The 2,886-nt window shown below is 71.1% G+C and carries 2 protein-coding genes; one reads left to right on the top strand and one right to left on the bottom strand.

Annotation, left to right across the window (positions count from 1 at the left end; genetic code table 11):
* Window positions 1-24: 24 nt before the first annotated feature.
* Window positions 25-2,202, bottom strand: a complete 2,178-nt coding sequence (locus J0670_RS34735; RefSeq protein ID WP_307806825.1) for a UvrD-helicase domain-containing protein — start codon at window positions 2,200-2,202, stop codon at window positions 25-27.
* Window positions 2,203-2,372: 170 nt separating this feature from the next.
* Between J0670_RS34735 and J0670_RS34730 the strand changes: the two genes are divergently transcribed.
* Complete coding sequence (locus tag J0670_RS34730) at window positions 2,373-2,642, top strand: hypothetical protein (RefSeq protein ID WP_207816422.1); 270 nt, start codon at window positions 2,373-2,375, stop codon at window positions 2,640-2,642.
* Window positions 2,643-2,886: the final 244 nt, after the last annotated feature.

The following is a 2,886-nucleotide window of genomic DNA, read 5'->3' as shown; positions in this document are numbered from 1 at the left end:
GGCGTTGAAGAGCCGGCGCGCCCGTCACCGGGTGAGGACGCGGGCTCGCCGGCTCTTCAACGCCTGCTGCGGGACGACCGGTTCGAGGAAGGGGCTGGGTGCCCCGTGCCAGGAGACGGAGAGGGCCTCCCGAGCGCGCGTGCACGCGACGAAGAGCAGGCTCAGCTCGCCGTTGAGGTCCTCCTGGTGCTGCTGCGGGTCGGTGTCCTCCGGGGTGATCGCGCTTCGCATGGGCACCATGCCGTCGCTCACGCCCACCACGGCGACGCAGCGGAACTCCAGCCCCTTCATCCGGTGCATGGTTCCGATCCGCACGCCGGGGGACGGCGCGTTGCCGAGCAGGTAGGCCGACGTCCCGGCCTGCTCCAGGGCCTGGGCGATGTCGCGGCCGAGTCGGGCGGTCCGGGCGGCGACGCCGATGTCCTCCGGGCCCACCCCCGAGGCGGTCCACTCCTCGACGCGGGTGACGAGTGCCCGGATCTCCTCGGCCTCGTCGACGTGGCCGTGCGCCTCGGGGTGCGCCCCGTGCAAGGTCGAGTGGTACCCGACGAGGGACTCCTCCCCGCCGTCCATGTCGTCCGGGCGTTCACCGGTGAGCAGGGACGCGGACCAGCTGAGGATCTCGTGCGTGGTCCGGTAGTTGACCCGCAGCCGGGAGGACCGTCCGACCACCTGGATTCCGAGTGCGCGCAGCGAGACCTTGTTGTTCCCGTAGATCCGCTGGTGCGGGTCGCCGGCGAGGAACAGGTCGTCCGGTCCGGGCGCGACGACCGCGCGGAGGAACCGCCACTGCGCGGGATGCAGGTCCTGCGCCTCGTCGATCACCACGTGCCGGAACGGGCGGTCGTCCTGCTCGTCGAGCACTCGCGCGGCCTGCGCGCAGACCTGGAGGAACGTCCACTCCCCGGCCTGCCGTAGCTCCTCCTCGAACGCCGCCACCGCACGCCACAGCTGGGCCTTCTGCAGCGGACCGATGGCCGTTCCCCGGCCGGACCGCTGTGCCTTCAGGTACTGCTCCGAGCTCTCGATCGCCTGGGCCAGCACGACCTGCCGCCACTCCTGGTCCAGGAAGACGTCGGTGAAGTCGACCCCGAGCCGCTGGGCGACCCGGCCCCAGCGGGCGAGGACCGCACGCTGACTGAAGAGGATCTTCAGCGGGGCGCCGCCGCGTGAGCGGCGCAGGACCTCGTTCGCCAACGCGTCGACGGTGACCACCCGGACCTTCGCCCTGGTCCGTTCGTCCGTGACGAGCAGGGCGAGGCAGCGCTCCAGCTCCGCGGCGAGGTCCTTGGTGAAGGTGGTGAGCAGGACCGACCCGTCGGGGGCGTCCGGCGGCAGGCGGCGCGCCAGGTGGTAGGCCCGGTGCAGGGCCACCACGGTCTTGCCGGTCCCGGGACCGCCGGTGACGCGGGCGGGCCCGTTGTACGAGTCCCGGTAGGCGATCCGGTACTGGGCCGGGTGCAGGAAGATCCGCCACGCGTCGAACGGGCGCTCCAGGATCTCCTGCAACTCCTCGGGGCCGGACACCATCGCGACCCGGCCGCGTGCGTGGGCCATCGCCGAGACCAGCCCGTCCTCGGGCTGCGCGGCGCTCACCGGAGCCGCCGCCCGCGCGTACGCCTGCACGATCTCGCGGTCGATGTCGGCCGGCTCCATTCCGCTCGCGAGGCCGATCAGCACGTCGAACTGCTGCTCCGGCAGGACCCGGTGGAGCGCTTCCAGATGGGCTTCGTCGGGCAGCAGCCGGATGATCGGCAGGATCTCCTCGTCGATGCCCAGGCTGCGCAGAACCTTGTCCGACCGGTCGGCGAAGAGCCGCCCGGGTTCGTCGGAGCCCAGTGTCCTGAGCGACTCGGTGGCGCGTTCCAGGGCGACGTCGTTGCGGATCTCGACGCCCTGGGTGGCGGCGTTGACCGAGGCCCGGTGCTTGCACGCCCAGTCGTTGGCCTTGTCGTGCGGGAGGACCTTCAGCAGCAGGTACCCGTCGCCCCGGTCGGCCTTGAGGACGACTCCGCGCCAGAAGTCGGTGATCCGGATGGTCCGTATTCGGGGATCCCGCTGATGGGTGAGCTTCTCCAGGTGAGCGCCGGCGTGCGTCGCCCCGGTGAACTTCTCGAAGGTCTCGAAGACCCGCCGCTGCACCGACTTCTCCAGCGCCGCGAACTCCAGCAGGAAGTCCCGGTGCATCCCCAGCGTCGCCACGCAGGCCCCCTCACGCCTCTGTCCGGTCGGGCAGTGCGCTCACTGTACTGGCCCCGGTGATCAACTCGTGCCGCGCACGGACCGCTGCCGCGCACGGCCGTTGTTGACGCGCGGCCGGGCAGGTTCGTACGGTGTGTAGTCGACTGTTCACGCGACATCCTGGAGGCGTGATGAGCCAACCCTGGGAAGCGGATCCCGACGCCGCGCTGACCCGGCGCCTGGGCAAGTCGCCGACCGAGTTGGGCACCACGGGAGGCCGGGACGGCTGCCCGGATGTCTGGGAACTCGACAACGGGGACATCGCGGTCATCGGGCGTGATCTGACCGCGGCCTACGAGACCGGCCTCCCCGCGGACGTGGCGGTCGGCGAGGGCGAGCGCCTCGTGGTCATTCCGCGGATCACGTTCCTCTCCGCGAAGGCGGACCTGCCGGATGCGTGACCTCCTCGGCGGCCTGCCGGGTGACCGACTTCCCCTCGACGAGTACCGGGCCGATAGGACGTGAGAACGGTCCGCAAGTGGTTCCGCGCTGAGTCTCCTGCGAGACCTGTGAACTGAGTCAAGCGGTGAAGGTACGGCGCCGGGAGGCTCGCCGTACCGAGCCATCCTCCCGAGCCTCGCATCGTGCCGACCGCGAACGGCGGGGTGAATCCGATCGGCTTCGAAGTGGCTTTCCCGGACCGCC

The sequence above is a fragment of the Streptomyces sp. FH025 genome, assembly GCF_017427025.1.
In the GTDB taxonomy this organism is placed as follows: Bacteria; Actinomycetota; Actinomycetes; order Streptomycetales; family Streptomycetaceae; genus Kitasatospora.
This window is presented reverse-complemented; position numbering and strand designations above follow the sequence as displayed.

Excerpts from the sequence above, each read along its gene's own strand:
- J0670_RS34730 (WP_207816422.1), top strand. The coding sequence starts at position 2,373 with ATGAGCCAACCCTGGGAAGCGGATCCCGACGCCGCGCTGACCCGGCGC.